Source organism: Geobacter metallireducens GS-15 (assembly GCF_000012925.1).
Taxonomy (GTDB): domain Bacteria; phylum Desulfobacterota; class Desulfuromonadia; order Geobacterales; family Geobacteraceae; genus Geobacter; species Geobacter metallireducens.
Genome location: NC_007517.1, coordinates 2,482,694 through 2,503,578, shown reverse-complemented (window position 1 = coordinate 2,503,578; position 20,885 = coordinate 2,482,694). Strand labels below are relative to the sequence as shown.

The 20,885-nt window shown below is 55.4% G+C and carries 17 protein-coding genes; all 17 read left to right on the top strand.

From position 1 onward, the window contains the following. Positions 1 to 19 precede the first annotated feature (19 nt). Complete coding sequence (locus tag GMET_RS11135) at positions 20 to 1,867, top strand: acyl-CoA dehydrogenase (RefSeq protein WP_011365967.1); 1,848 nt, start codon at positions 20 to 22, stop codon at positions 1,865 to 1,867. Beyond that, positions 1,864 to 2,856: a methylmalonyl Co-A mutase-associated GTPase MeaB gene (gene meaB / locus GMET_RS11130; RefSeq protein WP_011365966.1), complete on the top strand. Its 993-nt coding sequence runs from the start codon at positions 1,864 to 1,866 to the stop codon at positions 2,854 to 2,856. Before GMET_RS11135 ends, meaB begins: the two co-directional genes overlap by 4 nt. A gap of 80 nt (positions 2,857 to 2,936) precedes the next feature. Further along, complete coding sequence (locus GMET_RS11125) at positions 2,937 to 4,607, top strand: methylmalonyl-CoA mutase family protein (protein WP_011365965.1); 1,671 nt, start codon at positions 2,937 to 2,939, stop codon at positions 4,605 to 4,607. A gap of 78 nt (positions 4,608 to 4,685) precedes the next feature. Continuing rightward, positions 4,686 to 5,093: a cobalamin B12-binding domain-containing protein gene (locus GMET_RS11120; protein WP_011365964.1), complete on the top strand. Its 408-nt coding sequence runs from the start codon at positions 4,686 to 4,688 to the stop codon at positions 5,091 to 5,093. Positions 5,094 to 5,138: 45 nt separating this feature from the next. Further along, on the top strand, positions 5,139 to 5,936 hold the full coding sequence (locus tag GMET_RS11115; RefSeq protein WP_011365963.1) for an enoyl-CoA hydratase/isomerase family protein: 798 nt from the start codon (positions 5,139 to 5,141) through the stop codon (positions 5,934 to 5,936). A gap of 71 nt (positions 5,937 to 6,007) precedes the next feature. Continuing rightward, positions 6,008 to 6,772, top strand: a complete 765-nt coding sequence (locus GMET_RS11110) for an SDR family NAD(P)-dependent oxidoreductase (protein ID WP_011365962.1) — start codon at positions 6,008 to 6,010, stop codon at positions 6,770 to 6,772. A gap of 61 nt (positions 6,773 to 6,833) precedes the next feature. After that, positions 6,834 to 8,633: a CoA-transferase gene (locus GMET_RS18175; RefSeq protein ID WP_011365961.1), complete on the top strand. Its 1,800-nt coding sequence runs from the start codon at positions 6,834 to 6,836 to the stop codon at positions 8,631 to 8,633. 73 nt (positions 8,634 to 8,706) lie between these two features. Further along, a complete protein-coding gene (locus GMET_RS11100; RefSeq protein WP_011365960.1) occupies positions 8,707 to 9,498 on the top strand; it encodes an enoyl-CoA hydratase/isomerase family protein in 792 nt (263 codons plus the stop codon). A gap of 132 nt (positions 9,499 to 9,630) precedes the next feature. After that, positions 9,631 to 10,503 carry a 3-hydroxyacyl-CoA dehydrogenase family protein gene (locus GMET_RS11095; RefSeq protein WP_011365959.1) on the top strand — a complete coding sequence of 291 codons (873 nt, stop codon included), beginning with the start codon at positions 9,631 to 9,633 and terminating at the stop codon, positions 10,501 to 10,503. A gap of 230 nt (positions 10,504 to 10,733) precedes the next feature. Continuing rightward, positions 10,734 to 12,800 (top strand): FAD-dependent oxidoreductase, encoded by a 2,067-nt coding sequence (locus GMET_RS11090; protein ID WP_011365958.1) that lies wholly within the window; start codon positions 10,734 to 10,736, stop codon positions 12,798 to 12,800. Between the two features lie 45 nt (positions 12,801 to 12,845). Further along, entirely contained in the window at positions 12,846 to 14,621 is a 1,776-nt protein-coding gene (locus GMET_RS11085) for an adenine deaminase C-terminal domain-containing protein (RefSeq protein ID WP_238379030.1), read from the top strand. Then, entirely contained in the window at positions 14,618 to 15,511 is an 894-nt protein-coding gene (locus GMET_RS11080) for an MBL fold metallo-hydrolase (RefSeq protein WP_081431791.1), read from the top strand. The genes GMET_RS11085 and GMET_RS11080 overlap by 4 nt, the downstream gene beginning before the upstream one ends. A 116-nt stretch (positions 15,512 to 15,627) precedes the next feature. After that, complete coding sequence (locus GMET_RS11075) at positions 15,628 to 16,794, top strand: acyl-CoA dehydrogenase (RefSeq protein WP_011365955.1); 1,167 nt, start codon at positions 15,628 to 15,630, stop codon at positions 16,792 to 16,794. A gap of 11 nt (positions 16,795 to 16,805) precedes the next feature. Further along, positions 16,806 to 17,942, top strand: a complete 1,137-nt coding sequence (locus tag GMET_RS11070) for an acyl-CoA dehydrogenase family protein (RefSeq protein ID WP_011365954.1) — start codon at positions 16,806 to 16,808, stop codon at positions 17,940 to 17,942. A 20-nt stretch (positions 17,943 to 17,962) separates the two neighbouring features. After that, the gene (locus tag GMET_RS11065) at positions 17,963 to 19,171 is read left to right on the top strand and encodes an acetyl-CoA C-acetyltransferase (protein ID WP_011365953.1); all 1,209 of its coding nucleotides are present in this window, start codon (positions 17,963 to 17,965) and stop codon (positions 19,169 to 19,171) included. A 38-nt stretch (positions 19,172 to 19,209) separates the two neighbouring features. Further along, positions 19,210 to 20,049 (top strand): enoyl-CoA hydratase-related protein, encoded by an 840-nt coding sequence (locus GMET_RS11060; protein ID WP_011365952.1) that lies wholly within the window; start codon positions 19,210 to 19,212, stop codon positions 20,047 to 20,049. A 58-nt stretch (positions 20,050 to 20,107) separates the two neighbouring features. Further along, positions 20,108 to 20,881: an enoyl-CoA hydratase/isomerase family protein gene (locus GMET_RS11055; RefSeq protein WP_011365951.1), complete on the top strand. Its 774-nt coding sequence runs from the start codon at positions 20,108 to 20,110 to the stop codon at positions 20,879 to 20,881. Positions 20,882 to 20,885: the final 4 nt, after the last annotated feature.

Sequence of the window (20,885 nt, the reverse complement as noted above, 5' to 3'; positions counted from 1 at the left end):
CAAAAGAAAGACGGATGCCATGGCAAATCTGTTAGTCGATGAACGTGATGTGAAATTCGCCCTTTTTGAGCAGTTAAAAGTCCAGGACCTGTGTGCGTCCGACCGTTTTTCCGGATGGAACGAGAAAGTCCTGGGATTGCTGCTTTCAGAGGCGAGCAAGTTTGCCGAAAAGGTGTTGTTCCCGCTGAATATCGAAGGGGACAAGGTCGGTGCCCGCTTTGAGGGGGGAGAAGTTTATTCGGTTCCCGGTACGGCAGAGGCTTACCAGAGCTTCGTTGAGAACGGCTGGCTCACTGCTTGCGAAGAGGAGACCCTTGGCGGCCAGGGACTCCCCCATGTCATCAAGAATGCGGCCCATGAGATGTTCTTTGCCGCCAACTTCCCGTTCATGTGCTACGTCAACCTTACTCACGATGCCGCCAAACTCATTGAACTTTTCGGCTCGGAACAGCAGAAGAGTCAGTATCTGCACAAGATGTACGGGGGTGAGTGGCTCGGCACGATGGCCCTGACGGAACCTGCGGCGGGTTCGGACGTGGGGAACATCGAGTTCAAGGCGACGAGAAACACGGATGGTACCTATTCGCTGGTTGGTCAGAAGATATTCATTACCAACGGCGACAGCGACGTGTGTGAGAACACGGTACATATGGTTCTAGCCAGGATTGAAGGGGATCCGGCGGGGACCAAGGGGTTGTCGATCTTTATTGTTCCCAAATTCAAGATCAATTCTGACGGATCTCTAGGGGAGGCGAACGACGTCAAGTGTATTGGCATCGAACACAAGATGGGGATCAAGGCATCGCCGACCACTACCATGTCGTTTGGCGAAAAGGGGTGCTGCACTGGCTACCTCCTTGGCAAGGAGCAGGATGGCATCAAGATCATGTTCCACATGATGAATGCCTCGCGGCTCGAGGTGGGGATGTGGGGCCAGGGGACCTGCTCGGTTTCCTACATGCATGCACTGAGGTACGCCCTGGAGAGACGGCAGGGTCAGAGTATCGCTGATCCGGATTCCGGACAGGTTCCGATTATTCACCATCCTGATATTCGTCGTACGCTCCTCATGATGAAATCGTACATTCAGGGGATGCGGGCGATGCTCTATTACTGCGGCTACGCCATGGACCGGATGGCAGTCGTCGACAACGAGGAAGAGAAAAAGAAGCTGCAGGGGATTGTCGATTTGCTGATACCGCTCTGCAAGGCTTACCCCACGGAGAAGGGGGTGGAATTCGCTTCCCACGCCATCCAGGTATATGGGGGATACGGTTATACCCAGGAGTATCCGGTCGAACAGTTCATGCGGGATTCCAAAGTTGCCTGCATTTTCGAGGGGACAACGGGAATACAGGCAATGGACCTGGCTTTGCGTAAGATCAGGATGAAAAAGGGGCAGGTCTTTGCGGAATTCCTGAAGGATATGGATGGGATGGTAAACCGTGCAGCAGAACTGCCCGGCTTGAAGAAGCATATCGAGCAGTTCGAGCGCACGAAATCAGCTCTGGCGGGTATACCGGCCCACCTTGCCGAAGGGGCCGAAGCAAACGGAGTGCACTATTCCTATCTCAAGGCGACCCCTTTCCTGGAGGCCTTCGGGGATGTGGTTGTGGCGTGGTTTCTCCTTTGGGGCGCAGTGGTTGCGCACGGGCAACTCGAGGAACTGTTTCTCAAGAAGAAGCTTGAAGATGCGGAGAGCAGGAAGTCATTCATTCAGAAGAACACGGACGCTGCCTTTCTGGACGGAAAAATCAGGAGCGCCCAGTTCTTTATCGGCAATATCCTGCCGGTCACCGACGGCAAAATAGCCGCTCTTGCCTGGGGCGACGTCTCGGCCTGGGAGGCGGTGGACAAATCGTTTTGAAAACCCTGGACAGATCCATTTCCCGGCTGATCTCCCTGCTCGAACGGCGGAATCCGGAAGGGATCGAGGAGTTGAAAGGTCTCTACTGCAAATGCGGCAGAGCTCATGTCATCGGGATAACCGGACCACCGGGGGCAGGGAAAAGTTGCCTGGTTGCAGCACTCGTCAGGGAGATAAGAAGGCGCGGAAAAACAGTAGGTGTTCTGGCAGTCGATCCATCCAGCCCGTTTAGCGACGGAGCAATCCTTGGCGACCGTGCCAGGATGACAGAGTTCTCAGGCGACAACGGGGTATTTATTCGTTCTTTCTCAGCTCGAGGCGCCAGCGGTGGGTTGGCACCAGTGATCAACGATGCGGTCGATGTGCTCGATGCCTTTGGCAAGGAGGTCATCATTGTTGAAACCGTGGGGGTCGGTCAGGTGGAGATGGATATTGCCAAGATTGCCCATACGGTGGTTCTGACCCTGGTTCCGGGATACGGGGATTCCCTCCAGGCGATGAAGGCCGGAATCCTGGAGATCGGCGATATCCTGGTGGTGAATAAGTCTGATCAGCCGGGTGCGGATGGAGCGGTAAACGATTTAAGTTTCGAGATGCCGGTCACCTATGGGGGGAAAGAGTTTCAGTGTGCAAACATCAAGGCCGATCAATGGGGAGTACCGATTGCCAAAGTGTCTGCGTTGAAGGGAGATGGAGTAGAAGACCTTGTAACGGTGATTTTTGAGCACCTGATGTTTATAACGGAACGGAATATTTTTACCGGCATATGTCAAAAACGAAGAAGCAGGCAATTTCTGGACATTCTTACACAGCAGGTGAGGGACAGATTCTTGGAAACATTGAAAACAGATAGGGATCTGCAGAAGTGGATCAACAAAATAGAGAATCTGAAACTTGATCCATACAGTGCATCTGAACAGGTTGTTGATCTCGTTGAAAAAGCGAGAATCCTTGCAGACAATGGCACGACGCCACGGAACAACAGATAGTCGACAAAATATCCTGGAATTAAGCTTCATGCCGACGCCACGGGTTCCCGCCCCATACGAATAGAAACGGAGGAGTAAATATGAGTAGTCCTGTTGCTAATGAAAATTTTTCCAAGGTGAAAGAGGATTGGGAGAAAGCCCGGGCAAAATACGTTGCCAAGCTGAAGCAACGGGAAAACCTGTCGGGCATCCCCCTGAAAACGGTCTATACCCAGGAAGACATCCAGGGGCTTGACCTGGCAACCATGCCCGGGGTTTACCCCTATACCCGCGGCCTCTACCCCGACGGTTACGCCCTGACCCCCTGGATGCAGCAGATGGTTTTCGGTTACGGGACAGTCGAGGAAACCAGGAAGAAGATGGAGACCCTGGTTGCCCAAGGGATGGAGGGGTATTTCGGCAACAAGGTGTTCAACATGGTACTGGATATCCCGTCCATGTACGGCATCGATTCCGACCATCCCGAGGCCGAAGGCAACGTCGGGCAATGCGGCGTCACCCTCTGTACCGTGGAAGACTATGATGACCTTATCCAGGGGTGGGATCTCAACACGACTAATTTTTCGCTGATAACCGGCGATAACTGTCTCCCCGCCCTGGCACTGATAACGGCAGCCGCAATCCGGCGCGGCGAGGAACCCGGGGTTCTTCATGGCAACTCCATGAACTGGTATCCGCGGACCGCTGTTCAGGACATCCCTTCATGGGAGCCGAAAAATGGCTATCTGCTTATGACCGACCTTATCAGGTACTGTTCCAACAATATCCCCGCCTGGAACACGGCCAACCTGTTCATGTACGGATTGTCAGAGGCTGGTGCCACGCCGGTCCAGGAACTGGCGTATGGTTTGGCCTGGGGCAAGTCGATTATCGATGCCTGTAAGGAGCGTGGGCTTGAACCGGACAGTTTTGTTGGGCGCATGGGTTTCCAGATCGGCATCCAGATGAATTTCTTCGAGGAGGTCGCCAAGCTGCGGGCCCATCGGCGGATGTGGGCGAAAATAACCAGAGACGCCGGCTGCACCAAGCCCCAGTGCATGCATGCCCGGGTGCATGTCCATACCAGTGGCAATGTGCTGACCGCCCAGCAACCTCTCAACAACACGGCGCGCATCACCATGCAACTCATGGCGGCAGTCATGGGGGGGGTACAGTCGATACATTCCTGCTCCTACGACGAAACGATTGGCATCCCGACGGAACTGTCGCACCGGACAGCCTTACGCTCCCAGCAGATCATGATGTGGGAGAGCGGGTTGCCGGATGTGGCAGATCCCCTGGCAGGGTCCTATTACATTGAAGCATTAACCGATCAGATGGAGCAGGCTGCCTGGAAGATATACAACGAACTGGAAGAGCAGGGAGGCTATAGGCAAGGTCTCGCTGACGGCAGCATCAAGCGGGCCATCGACAACAGCGCCTATGCAACCAAGGTCAAGATCAAGAGCGGCAAACAACCGGTGGTGGGCCTTAACAAGTATGTCATGGACAGAAAAGACAACTATGAACCATTCAAGGTTGACACCGCTCTGGAAGTGAAGGCACTGGAAAGGTTGAAGGCGTTCAAGGCCAAACGGAACCAGGGGGATGTGGACAAGGCCCTGGCAACGGTGAAGAATGCCTGTCTGGAACTGCGGGATGGCCAGGGTGAATTGATGCCGGTTCTGGTGGAAGCTGCGCTGAAGGGGGCTACGAACGGCGAGATGTGCCAGGTGATGCGGGATGTGTTCGGTTGGGTAGTGACGGAATAGGCTGGTTCTGTCGGTAACAGGGATTGTGCGCGCAGAGTCTACTACTTCAATGAAGATTGATAATTCGAGGTGAATGGTATGTCCAATCAACACATAAAAGTACTATTGGCAAAGAAAAAAATCGACGTCCATGGTCGCGCTAGCAAGCTGATCGCGCGAGAACTGCGGGATGCGGGCATGGAGGTGGTCTATTTCCGCTTCGGCACGGTTGACGACATCGTCACGGCGGCGATCCAGGAAGATGTTAACGTGATTGCGCTCAGCATCATGACGAGCGGACACATGCTGATTGCCAAGAAGCTGATCCCTGCTCTCAAGGCAAACGGTATGACTGATGTCCTGGTGATAATCGGTGGCATTATCCCCGAGGTGGATTTCGAAGAACTGGAGAAGATCGGCATTCACAAATGCTTCATTTCCGGCCTGCCGGGAGAAACCGTTGCCGAATACATCAAGGAAAATGTGGGCAAGGTCAGCTTGCGCTAGTGCCGTAGCAGCATAAACAAAACAACTGGTCGAAAGGTGAATCCCATGTCTTTTGAGACTATCATTCTGGACAAGAAAGATGGCATTGCCACCATAACGTTTAACCGTCCCAAGGTATTCAACGCCTACAGCGAGCAGATGTCTCAGGAGTTGAAGGCTGCCGTGGCGGATGTCGGATCCGATACTTCACTGCGTGTTCTCGTTCTTAAAGGGAGTGGTGAAAACTTCCTCGCCGGCGCGGACATAAACATGCTCAATTCCTGGTCAAAGATCTCTGCGGAGCAGGGCTGGGAAAAGGTTAAGGAGATCCTTGACCATCATTTCAGCCCAACGTCGCTGGAAAAAATTCCTCTGCCGGTCATTGCGGCAGTAGATGGCATGGCTTGGGGGATGGGGAGCGAGATAGCGCTGGGGTGCGATTTCCGGATATGTACGACGCGGGCGTCATTTGCCCAGCCTGAAATCAACCTTGGGATCATCACCGGCGGAGGGGCGAGCCAGCGGCTTCCCAGGATCGTCGGTAAGGCAAAGGCGATGGAGATGATCCTGACCGGAAAGCCGATTAATGCGGCCGATGCCTGCAAATGGGGGTTGGTGAATGAGGTTGTCGAGCCTGAAGGACTCGATGCTGCGGTTGCACGGCTTGCCAAGGCGATCATGGGGAAAAGCCCCCTGATGGTTAAATGGGCGAAGGATTGTGTCAACCTGGTGCTGGACCACGATCTTTTATCCGGCATTGACAAGGAGTTGACCCAGTTTGCCAAGACCTTTGCAACGCAGGATTCAAAGGAAGGGACCGCCGCATTTCTGGAAAAACGGAAGGCGAATTTCACGGGAGCATAACGTCTCGGTGTGCATGAAGAGCTGTCGGGACTGTTCGGAAAAAAGCAACAATTCTATTTAAGGGAGAGCATATGAGTCTGGACATATTCAATCTGGAGGGGAAGGTTGCCATAGTAACCGGAGGGAGCCGTGGTTTCGGCAAAGCCATTGCCCTGGGGCTCGCTCAGGCGGGCGCCGACGTGGTCGTTGCCAGTCGTACCCAGGCCGACCTGGATGCAGTGGCCGAGGAGATAAGAGCTCTGGGGCGCAAATCGCTTGCCGTCGCTACTGACATGCTCGACCGGGGATCGATTGAAAACCTGGCGGCAAAGACGATGGAGGCGTTCGGCAAGATCGACATCCTCGTCAACAACGCGGGACAGGGGTGGACGGTGCCGTTCCTGAAATGGACCGATGAGCAGTGGGACCAGATCCTGGATGTTAACCTCAAGGGTTATTTCCTCTGTACCCAGATCGTCGGCCAGCACATGTTCAAGGCAAAAGCCGGGCGAGTGATCAATATCTCCTCGGCCATGGGGAGTTATCCGCTTCCCTACATGGTTCCCTACGCCGCTTCCAAGGGGGGGATCAACGCCATGACCAAATGTCTGGCGCAGGAATGGGCGACACGCGGTATTACGGTGAATGCCATCGCACCATCCTACTTTTCCACTGACATCAACAAGGATGCCATGGAGGATGAGGCGACCACCAAGCTGATCATGTCCAAGACACCGGTGAACCGCTGGGGGAATGTGGAGGAACTGGTCGGTCTCGTTATCTACCTTTCGTCCAATGCATCGAGTTTCATGACCGGTGCGGTACTGCCGCTGGATGGAGGGTGGTCGGCCGGCTAGTGACGGTGTTTTCTCCCGGCTACAAACTGCTACTTACGTAACGAGAGGAGATAGGAAGCCCATGGGCAAAAAGATAGAACTTACATCAAAGATCGGGCAGCTTTCTGACATCGGCAGATTCATCACACCAGGGGCGTTTGTCGCTTTTGGCGGTGGCTGGAGCTGCAACAAGCCGATGGCTGTTATCCGTGAGATAGCCCGTCAGAATATAACCAACCTCAAGGTAATGTCGATTGTCGGCGGTTGGGAGATGGAATGGCTGCTGGGTGCCGGGTGCGTCGATCACCTGGTCTTCAGTTTCCTCAGCCTCGAGTTTTTCGGGCTTCCGGCCAATTTCCGACGCGTCGCTGAGAGACAGTTGGTAAAATTGACCGAGATCGAAGGGTGCAGCATGATTAAGGGTCTTGAAGCCGCGCGTCTTGGCCTCCCCTTTGCTCCCTTCATGGGGCCCAAGGGGTCGGATATCGTCAAGGAGGCGCCGGAGCTATACAAGACCGTCGCCTGTCCCTTTACCGGCAAGGAGCTGACCGCCATCCAGGCTATTGTGCCTGATGTGGCGGTGATCCATGCCCAGCGCGCCGACGAGCAGGGTAACGTCCAGATCTTCGGCACATCGGCCTCCGACCTTGACATGGCCATGGCCGCAAAGAAGACGATAGTCACGGTAGAGGAGATCGTCTCGGGAGACCAGATCCGGGCTGACAAAACTGCCACCAAGCTCTTCCGCACCGATGTCGACATGGTCATTCATGTCCCCTTCGGTGCCAGTCCCTGTAGTTCCATACCGTATTACTCTGCCCACCTCCTTCAGATGAACCGGGATGTGCAGGGGCTCAATCCGAAAACGGCCAAAGAGTATATCGCCGCAACGGTCGGAAAGAATGAGGACGAGTATTGGGCGAAGGCTGGCGGCGATGCCGCCAAGAAAAAGCTGCAATCCCTCGCACGGCAGACAACCCGTGTTGAATGGCCCCAGAAGCTGGTTAACGATAAAGCCGAAGAGTATGAGGTCGCCGACCAGATGGTCACCAGCCTGGCCCGTACCATTGACGACGGGGATACGACGGTGCTCGGCTCATTCACCCCCCTGGCATACGCTGCCTACAACCTGGCAAAACTGACCACGGCCCCCAACTCGTTCATGGTCGGCTACAGCGGCGTGGATGCCTATCCGTTCCAGATGGGGTTCCATACATCGGAAGCGGCCTGTATCGGCAACTCGGCGGGACTCTGGTCCATGACCGAATGCATCGAGGCCCTCCATTTCCGGGGTACCGGCGACGTGGAGGCGGTGTCGAGCGCCCAGATGGATGCCAACGGCGACATCAACATCTCCTGGCTGCCGATGCCGGTCATGGATGCCGAGGGGAAGCCAACCGGCGAATTCAATGCCAGGGGACTCAGGCTCCCCGGCGGGGCCGGTGCGCCGGTCGTCTTCGGACTGCACCGCAAGTCGGTTGCCTACTTTCCCAACCACTCGAAACAGATTTTTGTCCCCAAGGTGAATTATATAACTGGCACGCGGGTCTACCTGAACGATGAAGAGCGGTTGGCCCAGGGACTGCAGCCGGGACCGATGATCGTGGTGACCAACCTGTGCGTCATGGAAATGAGGGAACGTGGCAAGTGGAAGATCGTCTCCCTTCATAAAGGGGTTACACCGGAAGATGTGGTCAAAAACACCGGCTTTCCCGTGGAAATCGCGGCCGATTGCCCGGTCACGGAGCCTCCGACCAAGCAGGAACAGGAATTGATCGGCAAGATCGATCCCAAGGGGATTCGCCGGCTCGATTTCATGAGTGGAAAGGAACGGGCCGTCAAGCTTCCCGATATCCTTCAAGAGGAATGGGATTCAGTGTAGCGGGGAACCAGGCCCCCTCGAAGGGGGAATATTGATACGATTATGGCTGTTAGCCGAAAGGAGATGACTAACAATGAAGTATACCGTTTTCAAGGTTGAAAGGAAGAAAAACTACGGCATCATTACCTTCAACCGTCCGGACAAGTTCAATGCCGCCAATGCCCAGATTTTCAAGGAACTGGCTGCTGCAGTGCGGGAACTTGACGCGGACAAGAAGGTAGGCTGCATCGTCCTGACGGGCCAGACCTTCAAGCATCCGAAAAAAGGGACCGATTATCCGGTGTTTTCCGCAGGGGCCGATGTGGAGCAGTTTGCAACTGTTGGCAAGGTTGAAGCTGGTTTTGATTTCATCAAGCTCTGTTTTGAGCCATTCAAGGCCATTGAACTTGCTGAAACGCCGATCATTGCAGCCGTGAATGGTGCGGCATTCGGTTTTGGCTTCGAAATTTCCGGTTGCTGCGATATGGTCTTTGCCGCCAAGAGCGCCAAGTTTGCCCTCAAGGAAATAAATCATGGCGCCATTCCTGCCTGGTGTATTACCCGCGGTCTGGAAAAGTACGGTAAGAATGTGGCCGCCTACCTCTGTTTCTCGGCAAAAGAACTGGATGCCGATGAAGCGCAGCGTCTCGGTATTGTGGTGGATGTCTATGAAGACAACGAACTCCTTCCCCGATGCGAAGAGCTTGCCGAGCGTATCGCTGAAAAAAGCCATGTTGCCAAGACCTTTATCAAGACACTGCTGAACCGGAAAGCAGTTGAAGGATATCAGGAGGCAGAACGATTCATGCCGACGGTCTTTGCCACGCAGTACATGCAGGGTGCCTTTGCACGGTTCCTTGGTGGCGAGACGAAGAACGTCAAATAGTTGCCTGATATGGCGAGTAATCGCCCGATGGGGATGTGGAGTGACTACGATCCTGTGGCACAGGGTTCGACCCCGTAAGTAAATTTGTGATTTCGTCATGCAAAATCATGTTTGTGCAAAGGAGATCGTACGATGGGTGACATAAAAAAGGTGGCAATACTGGGTGCAGGGATGATGGGAAGCGATATCGCTCTTAGCTGTGCCCTGGCGGGGTATGACGTGCTCCTGAAAGAAGTGAGTCTTGATCTTGCCGCAGCTGGCGTGGAACGGATCAGGGGGAGTCTGGCAAAGTGGTCGGAGAAGGGGCGCCTTGCGGTTGACGCTGAGCAGCAGAAAAGTGCCGTAGCCAGGATAACCCCCGTTGACAATTTCAGCGGATTCGGCGATGTGGATCTCGTCATCGAGGCAATCTTCGAGGATCTCGACGTGAAATCCCAGAATTTCAGGCAATTGGAAGAGGTGTGCAAGCCTTCGTGCATCATCGCCTCCAATACCTCTTCCCTCCCCATCACGAAACTCGGGGCGTGTTTCAGTTCCGCCGAAAGGAAGTCGCGCTTCGTGGGGATGCACTTCTTCTCGCCAGCCGCCATCATGAAGCTGGTCGAGGTCGTCAATGGCGAGGATACCTCGGCGGAAACGGTGGAGACCGCGTGTGCGTTTTGTACCAGTATCGGCAAAGAGCCGATAAAGGTGAACGACTGTGCCGGTTTCGTCGTCAACAGGATCCTGGGCGCCATCAACGATGAGGCGATCCGGCTCCTTGAAGAGAATGTGGCCTCGGCGGCAGACATCGACAAGGCCTGCCAACTAGGTCTTGGTCATCCGGTCGGGCCCTTTGCCTTGATGGACCAGATCAGCAATGAACTGAACCTGAAGATCGCCCGCATTTTCCACGGGATTTACGGTGACAGGTTCCTGCCGCGGCCAGCCCTGGTCCGGAAGGTGGACGCTGGTCATTTTGGGCGCAAGACGGGTAAGGGATGGTTTGATTACAGCAAAAAATAGGGCATGCGGATCGCCGGCAGGCGTTCCCAATGTCTCTATCAGATGAACTCTTTCTGGGGGGCGGGTCATGCACCCGCCTTTCTTATTGCCTGGCTCTTTGCCTCCCCGCGAAGGAGTTTCATGGACAGGCTGAATCTGGCGGACAGGTGAAAAACGGCGCTACCGTCTTGCACGGTACATCATGTAAATAAAGGACAAATCTCGAAAAAGGTCTGCAGGAGGATGGTGACATGAAGCTTTTTGAACCGCTTACAATACGCGGCATGACCGTAAAGAACAGAATCGTCATGTCATCCATGGGGGTAGGGCTCGGTTATTCAAACAAGCGGGTAATCGATTTCTACGTGGAACGAGCTAAAGGAGGCGTTGGCACTATCATCGTCGGTGCAGGAATTCCGGACCTGTTCATGAATAATGATGTATGGGACAAGCCGGGCGGCGTAGAGACCTTCATCAAGCGCCTGAAGTCGCTTACGGCTGCGGTGAATGATGCTGGTGCCAAGATTGGCATCCAGTTCATCTACGGTAACCGTTATCCTCTCGGTCTGGATTTGACCAGCGGCGAGCTAGCCGCCCCTTCCGCCAGGGTTGAGCCCAATCCATCCCGTCACGCCTTTGTAAAACCGGGCGAGCAGTTACGCGAACTTACCTTGACGGAAATCTCGTCCATCATCGACAAGATCGCCAAGGCCGCGGCCGGCGCCAGGGAAGCAGGATTCAATTTCGTGGAGCTGCACAATGGACACGGCATGCTCCATTGCCAGTTTTTTTCTCCTACCACCAATCAGCGCACGGACCAGTATGGCGGCGACCCGCAGAGACGCATGGCATTCGGGATTGAAACCGTGCGCGCCATGCGTAATGCAGTAGGTGAAGATTTCCCCCTCTTTGTCCGACACGGTGTGGTAGATGCGGTGCCGGACGGAGCAAGCCTGGCAGAAGGCGTAGCCTTTGCCGTTGAGTTGGAGAAGGCCGGTGCCGATGTGCTGAACGTGTCTCTGGCTACCCCCCCTATTTGCGGCGGCTATGTGCCGACCGGCGCTGACCCGGTGGCGACCCATGTCCATCTCGCAGAGGCGGTTAAACGGGCTGTCGGCATCCCGGTTATCGGGGTCGGGAGGATCAAGACCCCTGACGTTGCCGAATCCATTCTGGCCCAGGGAAAGGTTGACCTGGTTGCCATCGGTCGCCAGCTATTCGCCGATCCCCACTGGCCGCTGAAAGCAGCCGAAGGACGTATCGCCGAGATCGTGCCGTGCATTGACTGCCATGAGTGTTATGAGCGGGCAACCGCGGGGGAGGGTGTGGAGTGTACGGTCAACTATGCTGCCGGCCGGGAAGACGAAAGGAGGATCAGGCCCGCTGAAAGGAAAAGGCGGGTTCTTGTGGTGGGGGGGGGGCCGGCAGGTATGGAAGCTGCCCGGATTGCAGCCATGCGGGGGCATGATGTGACGTTGCAGGAAAGGAGCAGACAGTTGGGCGGCGCCATGCTGTTACAGGCCATGGTTCCCTCAAAGGCGGAAGTGGAAAAACTGACGGCGTGTCAAACCGCCCAGGTCTCAAATGAAGGGGTTCGCCTCATGCTCGGGCAGCCGGCCGGGCCTGGGCATTTGGGTATCGATGGGACGGATGTCGTTGTTGTCGCCATAGGAGCGAAACCGATCAAACCTGACATTCCGGGTATAAACAGGGAGAATGTCGTCAGCAGTGGTGCCATTCGCCTCATGATGTCCGGTATTTCCGGCCCTGGCGCCGGGACGATCCGGACCGGTTGGCGCGGCCAACTCATCCGGTTTGGCGGGAGTTTTCTCGACAGACCCCTGTCGCTCTCCCTGCGCAAGCGGCTGGCGGGACTCGGCATTCCCGTCATGTTCGGCAAGAGTGTTGCCATCATGGGGGGGGGGATGATGGCCTGCCAACTTGCGGATATGCTGGCTGAACATGGCCGGGAAGTGGCCATCGTGACGCAGGATGAAGAATTGGCTGCGGATATGGTCTCCACCCTCAGATTCAAGCTGATGAACAGGCTGTCACAACAGCGTGTGACCATTGTCAGGGGTATTGCCGGATTTGAGGAAGTGACGGAGCGTGGTCTGGTCATCCGTGATGCCGGTGGAAACAGGATGACGATCCCTGCCGCTACCGTCGTACCGATGCTCGGTTTCACGAATGACAGTGAAGCGGTAGAGGCGCTGCGCCGGCAGATACCGGAGCTCTTTGCAGCCGGTGATTGCTCCGAGCCGCTCAACCTCCTCCATGCCATTCATGACGGCGGCAGGATCGGACGAGAGATCTAGGGCGGGGTAGCCCTGTTACCCCGTAAAGGAAATACCGTGCTGCAGATGCGTACAGACCTGATGGCGGTGGCGTGCGGTCGGCGCTCCGCCGATCTCTATATCGAGAACGGCCGGGTACTCAACGTCCATTCGGGCGAGATTCTGTCCGGGGTTGGTGTGGCTGTCGCCAGTGGCCGTGTGGCATATGTGGGACCGTCACGGGGGATGATCGGGCCTGAGACGCAGTTTCTGGATGCGGAAGGGGGGATACTCGTTCCTGGTTATGTGGATCCCCATGCCCATTTCGACAATATCCTCTCCCCCCGTCGTTTAGCGGAAGCGTTGTTGCCGCTTGGAACGACTATGGTGGTCAACGACACCCTGGCAGTCGTGGCCCGTTTCGGTGCTCCAGGTCTGGCCTGTCTGCGTGCCGCAGCGACAAGCCTGCCTTTGCATTTCGGCTGGACGGTCCCCATATCCGGTTGGGCACCCGAACTGGAAGAAGCAGGATACTTTGCAGGGCTGGGATTGACTGACGCTGAACTGGATGTCCTTCTTGCCGATGAAACGGTTCTGGGTACCTCCGAATTTCTTCCCTGGAGGCGTTTGCTGGCGGGTGACCAGCGCCTGATTGCCCGGCTCGACATTGCGCGGCGTCATGGAAAGTGCTGCGAAGGACACAATCCCGGCGCGAGGGCGGATCACCTCCAGGTGATCGCTGCGGCGGGACTTACCGATTGTCACGAAGCGCTGACGTCTGCCGAAGCGCTTAATCGGCTGCGTGCCGGTCTCTATGTAGTGCTACGTCACGGACCAGCCCGTTACGATCTGCCCGAACTTGCCTCGCTGGTCATGAAGGAGGGAGTGGACAGGTCCCGCCTCATGCTGACCCCGGACTGGGTTCCCCCGAATGACCTTGCTGCTTTCGGCCATATGGATCATCCCCTCTCTGCTGCCATGGAAGCGGGGATCCCGCCGCTGGATGCCTATCGTATGGCGTCTCTGAACCCTGCCCGCTATTTCCGGATCGAAGGGCAGATCGGATCTATTGCCCCCGGCCGTTATGCTGACATCCTCTGTCTCAATGATCTGCGGGAACCGCGTCCCAAATGGGTTATGGCGCAAGGGGCGGTTGTCGCACGCAACGGAGTGCCCACTCCCGACTGGCATGGGCTGGATGAGCTGGAACTGCCGGCGTATCGTCCTTCCGTGCTGCACGCCTCGCCAGCCGATTTCAGGGTCGCTTCCGCCGGTACCGGCGATGTATTGGTGCCTGCCATCGAGATCATGGACCGTACGGTTACCCGGCGTATTGATCTGCATCTGCCGGTTAAAGACGGGGTCGTTTCCTGCGCCGGCGAAGAGGGCCGGGTGATGAAGATGGCCATGCCTCATCCTGAAGGCGGCTTTTCCATAGGCTTTCTCGTGGGAGTGGGGGGCTGTCTGGGTGCCATGAGCAATTCACTCGCGTCGGAGCCCTATCACACCCTGGTCATCGGCACCAGTGATGATGATATGGCCATTGCCTACAATCGTATGATTGAGCTGGGTGGTGGAGTGGTAACGGTCCAGGATGGCAGGATCGAGGCTCAACTGCCGCTCCCCCTTGGCGGATTTATGACCAAGGCGTCTGCTGCCGATGTCGGAGCTGGAATCGATGCGGTAAATCAATGGGCGCGCAACAATGGGAGCAATCTGGAAAATGCCTTTCTTACCCAGCACTTCCTTACCTACGTTGGAGTTCCGTTTTTCCGGATGACGCCTTGGGGGATTTATGATGTGAGGAAGCACTGCTTTCTTCCCCCGATTCTAAACCAAGGATCTGAAGAGGATGCCCTATGAGAGTGCGAAAACCGGGGAGGATCGCCGAAGGTTTATGGTTTTTGGGGAGTGAAACGTCGTGCGTTTACCTCCTTGAGGGAGCGGAGAGTTCCATGCTGATCAACGGAGGGATAAGCTGTATCGTTCCGGATATTCTAGAACAGTTCCGGGCCTTCCGTATTGATGATACGAAAATCGACAAGCTCCTCATCCTTCATTCCCACTTCGACCACGTTGGCATTGTTCCCTTCTTTTTGCGGCGCAAGCCGGGCATGGTACTCTACGGATCATGCCGTTCCCTGGAAGTTCTCCAAAAACCCAAGGCTCTCCATGCCATCAATGCTGCCAGCCGTTACGTTATTGAATCCTCCGGTTTGAGCGAATCCACTGCTTCCTGTGATCTGGAGTGGCGGGAAGGGTACCCCGGTATTGCCGTTGCCAACGGTGACATGATCGATCTAGGTGGCCTTGAGGTACAAATATTCGACACCCCGGGGCATTCACCATGTTCCGTATCCGCCTATGTTCCTCGCCTTGAGGCGCTCTTTCCTTCCGATGCCGGCGGCGTCCCCAGCGGGGAAAAGATCGTAACTTACGGTACGTCCAATTACGGAATATTCGAAGAGAGTCTTTGCCGGTTGAAGGAACTTCCGATTGCTTACTACTGTGCGGACCATTGCGGTTATGTGACGGGTGACGAGGCCGCCGGCTTTGTGACGGCATCACTCGCGGCGGCCACGGCGCGGCGGAACCTGATGATCTCCGTATACCGGCGTACCGGCAATCTGGATGATGCTGCCAGAGAGCTTGCCGAGTACTGTGCCGATGAAAATATCGGTGGTATCGTTCCCCCCGAAACCTTCGTGGAAGCCCAACGGCAGATACTTATGCATCTGGTGGGATTAAAATGATTTCTTGTTTTTTTCTCTTGACGGGACAAATGACATGTACTATATAGATAGTAATCGAACGTTCGGTATAGAGCTGATGTATTTACCGTCCTGGTAATTCATTCAGGAGGAAACCAATGGAAATAGAATTGAACAGCAGGGAGAGTGCAATTTTGGAGGAGGTGCGCCGTTTTCTCAAGAGCGAAGTCACTCCTGAACTGCTCGCCGAGTCGCACCATCTTGAGTATATCTATGGTGGCGAAGAAGGCCGGAAATTCGTCCGGAAATTTGCCGCCAATGGTTGGTTGACCCCCTGCTGGCCGGAAGAATACGGTGGGCTCAACTCGTCTGAAATGCTCATGTATGCCATCCGGAATGAAATGGCATATGCACGGGTGCCGATACATTTTGCTGGTGCGCACATGGCCGGGCCGAGCATCCTCAGATACGGGAACGACGACCTGAAAAAAAATTATCTTCTCCGACTCGCGAGTGGTGAAATCGAGTTTGCCCTCGGCTATTCCGAGCCTGCAGCAGGTTCGGACCTCATGGGCCTTGAGATGCGAGCGGCGGACAAGGGTGATCACCTGATTGTTAACGGGCAGAAGACATTCAACACCCATGCCCATGTTGCCGATTATCATTGGCTGGCGGTAAGGACCAATCTTGAAGGGCCCAAACACAAAGGGATATCGATTCTCATTGTGGATCTCAAAAGTCCGGGGATAACCATACGCCCCATGATCACCATGGCTGGAACCAGGACCAACGAGGTCTTTTACGACGACGTGGTTGTCCCCCGTGCGAACCTTGTTGGTGAAATCAACAGCGGTTTCAAGTACATCATGGCGGCGCTCGATTTTGAACGGATGTTTCCGTTCGGTCACTACAAAAAGTTTTATGAGGATCTGGTGGCCTATCTCAAAACGGTTACGCGCAACGGCATGCCGCTCACCAAGGACCCACTGGTTCGGCAGAAACTTGCCCAGTTGGAGATTGAACTGGAGATAATCCATCACCTTTACTTCCAGCTTGCCCACATGCTGGACAACGGCAAGATACCCAATTACCAGGCATCCATGGAGAAGAACTTCCTGACCGATTTCGAACAGCGGCTGGCCAATACAGCGCTTGAGATACTGGGGGCAAGAGGCCAACTGAGGGAGGGTGCAAATGGAGCTATTCTGGACGGTTTGCCTGAATGGCTCTACCGCTGGACTGTTATTGAGACCATTTACGGGGGGACCGCCGAAATCCAGCGGAATATCATGGCACAACGCGGTTTAGGGTTGCCGAGAGCATAGGGGGGCGAGGAATGAACTACAGTTTGAATGATGAACAGAAGATACTTAAAGATACCGCTCGGTCCTTTTTTACGGAGGAGTTGAAGAGTTCGCTTGTTCGCGAAGTTGAAGAAGATGAACAGGGGTACAGTCGCAAACTGTGGGAGAGCATAGCGGAATTTGGCTGGATGGGAACGATAATCCCCGAGGAATTCGGAGGGTTCGAAGCAACATTCTTTGAACTCTCCCTGATCTTGGAGGAAATGGGCTACGCCGGGTATGCCGGCCCCTTTTTCTCCACGGTGGTTTTGGGCGCGCTCACCATCCTGACAGCAGGTACCCCTGAACAGAAACGGTCGGTCCTGGAGGAAGTCTCCCTGGGGAAGCGGTTGATGACACTGGCGCTGGAGGAGACCGGCGACGGACCGTCAGCGTGCGAGATTGCGACTACTGCGAAAAAAGTGGCTGATGGTTTTCTGTTGAATGGATGCAAGCGCTTTGTCCCCTTTGCCCATGTAGCTGATACGATCATCTGCGCTGCCAGGACAGGCGACGGCGGTAAAAATGGTGAAGAGGGAATAAGCCTCTTTCTTGTCGACAGAAGATCTCAGGGAGTGTCGATAGAGGTTCTCAATACCATTGCCAGGGACAAACAGTGTGACGTTGTCTTCAATAATGTTCTGGTGTCGGGAGATTCCCTACTAGGTGAAGCGGGGGAAGGGTGGCAGCTGCTGCAAGGTGTGCTACGGGTAGCCTCGGTTGCAAAGTGTGCGGAGATGGTAGGCGGAGCACGGAAGGTCCTGGAGATGGTCGTGGAGTATGCCAAGACGCGCAAGCAGTTCGGTCAACCCATCGGGAGCTTCCAGGCGATCCAGCACCATTGTGCCAATATGCTCACCTGTCTGGACAGTTCAGCGCTTCTGACCTTTTATGCCAGTAAGCGCATCGGTCAGGGGCTTTCCTATGAAAAGGAAGCTGCCATGTGCAAGGCGTGGGTGAGCGACTCCTATCGGAAATTGACCGCATTGGGGCATCAGGTGATGGGTGGCGTCGGCTTTATTGACGAGAGCGATTTGCAGATCTATTTCCGTCGTGCAAAGGCCGCGGAGCAGGCACTCGGAGATGCGACCTACCATCGGGAAATCGTAGCGCAGTTGATGGGACTCTAATTTAGCAAGAGGGGATCTGTATGAAAAATGAAGCATACATCTATGACGCGATACGTACGCCGCGAGGCAAGGGAAAGAGTGATGGATCGCTGCACGAGGTAAAGCCGGTTACCTTGCTGGGTGACCTCTTGAATGAGTTGAAGGTGCGTAACAATCTGGACACATCTCAGGTGGAAGACATCGTCATTGGGTGCGTCACCCCCCTGGGTGATCAGGGGGGGAATATCGCCAAAACCGCGGCGTTGTATGCCGGATGGGACGATGTGGTTGCCGGCTTCCAGTTGAACCGGTTCTGCGCTTCGGGATTGGAGGCGGTGAACCTGGCGGCGATGAAGGTGATATCCGGATGGGAAGATCTTGTGGTGGCGGGTGGCGTGGAATCCATGTCGCGGGTAACCATCAGTTCCGATGGAGGTGCCCTTGGCCTGGACCCGGAAACGAGCCTTAAGACCGGCTTTATCCCTCAAGGGGTATCTGCGGATCTGATAGCTACACTGGAGGGATTTTCCCGCGAAGATGTGGATGCCTTTGCGCTGGAGTCCCAGAAGAAGGCGGCGGAGGCTTCCGAGAAAGGCCATTTCTCTAAATCGCTGGTTCCGGTGAAGGACAGAAACGGCTTGACGATCCTTGGCCACGACGAGTTCATCCGCAAAAGTACGACCATGGAAGGTCTGGCCCAACTGAAACCCTCCTTCGAGGGGGTTGGCGCCGTCGGTTTCGATACGGTTGCGTTACGCAAATATACGCAACTCAAGGGGATCAACCATGTCCATACGCCGGGGAACTCGTCGGGTATTGTTGATGGAGCCGCTGCGGTGCTGGTAGGCAGTTCCGCCAAGGGGAAGGAGTTGGGACTCACGCCGCGTGGACGCGTGGTGGCCGGGGTGATCACCAGTTGCGAACCGACAATTATGCTCACCGGTCCGACGGCAGCTACTCGCAAGGTACTGCAGAAAGCGGGGCTGAAGATCAGCGACATCGATCTGTTCGAAGTTAATGAAGCCTTCGCCGCAGTCGTCATGAAATTCCGGAAAGACCTGGACATACCGGCAGAAAAGATCAACGTGAACGGCGGGGCAATCGCGATGGGACATCCCCTTGGGGCCAGTGGTGCCATGATATTAGGAACCGTTCTGGATGAACTGGAGCGGCGCAGGCTGCGCTATGGCCTGTGCACCCTCTGCGTCGGTGGCGGAATCGGGATAGCGACCATTGTCGAACGGCTGTGACAGCGGCACACAATCAAACAATAAAAGGTGGGACATATATGAGCGCATACAGATATGAAAGGGATGGAGAGGGTATCGTAACCGTTACCATCAATCCCGCAGGCCAGCCGGCCAGCATCATGGATGAAGGAACGGCGGGAGAGCTTCTCGATCGCCTTGAACGCGATACCATCAGTGGTGTCATTATCACCATTGATCAGGCATCACCCGCTACCGCCTGCACTGTCAGCGAAAACAGCCTTTCGGCACGTCAGCAGGTTTTTAACCGCCTCAGTGCTTACAAAAGCATGCTGCGGCGTCTTGAAACTCTTGGCAAACCGGTCGTTGCAGCCATCAATGGTCCGACTCAGGGAAGAGATTACGAACTTTGCCTGGCCGCCCATCACCGCATAGCGGTCAACGATCTTGCCATCGCGATCGGCCTGCCGGACGTAGCGGCAGGTCTGATTCCCTGCAACGGTGGAGTAGCGCGCTTGGTCCGCCTGATTGGGCTCGAAAAGGGGTTGCCGCTCCTCATGGCAGGAACAAAACTTGCCCCGGAAAAGGCGAAAGAGACTGGTCTGATTGACCAACTAGCTGCCAGCAGTGGCGAACTCCAATCCATGGCACGAGACTGGATCGCTGCCAATCCCGCTGCCGGTCAGCCCTGGGACCAGAAAGGATATAAGATGCCGGGGGGGACACCTTCCAGCCCCAATATAGCGCAACAGATCTTTGTTGCACCGGCCATCCTGCGGAAAAAATGCGCTGACGGGCAACCGGCACAGGAATCGATACTGGCGGTGGCGGTCGAAGGCGCCCAAGTCGACCTGGAATCGGCTCTGCGCATCGAATCCCGCTATTTTACGGATCTGCTGTTTCGAACAGCTGCCGGTTAACGCGGAATGCCGGTGTGGCAAAAACTGAAATCAATCTGGATTCCCTGAGGAGAGAACCATGACCGAAAAATTCGAAACGATTATCTTCGAAAAGCGCGGAGCCATTGCAGTTATTACCATGAACCGCCCTGACAAGCTCAATGCCTGCAACACGGTCATGTACCGGGAGCTTGATTGTGTCCTTGACAAGATAGAGTCGGACCGGGAAGTGCAGGCGGTGGTCATCACCGGTTCGGGCGACAAGGCGTTCAGCGCCGGAGCCGATCTGGAGGAGCTGAATTTCGATAACCTGCGCGACTCGTCAGAGTATATCAAGGTTGACGCCAGGGCCTTCCGGCGGCTGGAAAATATCCCCCAGCCGGTTATTGCCGCGGTAAACGGGGCCGCCATCGGTTACGGCTGCAAGGTGGCGATCGTGAGTGATATTGCCATCGCTTCGGAAACGGCAAAATTCTCACTGCCTGGCGCTACCTTCGGCGCCGTGCACGTCATAATGCTCGGCAGGGCGCGGGAGGTCATGGGGAGGAAGCGGCTATCCCAACTCCTCCTGACAGGGGAGAAGATCGATGCCCACGAGGCGGAGAGATACGGGATCGTCAACAAGGTCGTTCCCCAGGACCAGGTGATGGCAGAGGCCATGAAGATAGCGAACAGGATTGCGGAGTGCCCGCCGCTCTCGGTCCAGGTGACCAGGCGCATGCTGCATCGCGGCATGGATGATGATTACCGGTGGGAGGATCTGCTGAGCCCCGGGTTGTTGCTCATGGAGGATGTCAAGGAAGGGCGCCGGGCATTCAAAGAGAAACGGAAACCGAAATTTGTTGGTAAATGAGAAT